Source organism: Roseibium sp. RKSG952, from assembly GCF_009711355.1.
This window is the reverse complement of record NZ_SMMF01000157.1, coordinates 1-309: the sequence shown is the minus strand read 5'-3', so window position 1 is coordinate 309 and position 309 is coordinate 1. Positions and strand designations below refer to the sequence as shown.

General features: G+C 58.6%; 1 protein-coding gene. It reads right to left on the bottom strand.

Annotated elements, in window-relative coordinates:
- The coding region (locus E1297_RS48715; RefSeq protein ID WP_196223070.1) for a hypothetical protein at positions 1-309 on the bottom strand (309 nt) is incomplete at both ends.

The window sequence follows — 309 nt, the reverse complement described above, 5'->3', positions numbered from 1 at the left end:
ATCGAGCATGTCTGCGGGATAGCCGGTTTTTTCGGCGACAATCGCCAGAATCGTCGTTTGAGCAACTTGCGGATTATCCGCCGGTTCGGAACTTGCAGGCGTTGGCGGTACAGGAGCAACCGCTGCTTCAGAGGGACGGTCCACCGCTTCGGATGATACGGTCCCGGCAGCCATCTGCGCCTTGGCGCCACCTCCCATCGCATCCGCGATCTGGGCCAGTGTCCGCAACTCACTCAAATGTGCCGGATCAACTTCAGGCATGTCCGGCAGTTCTTCTCTCAAGGCCGACAGGATTTCGACCTGCTTGAT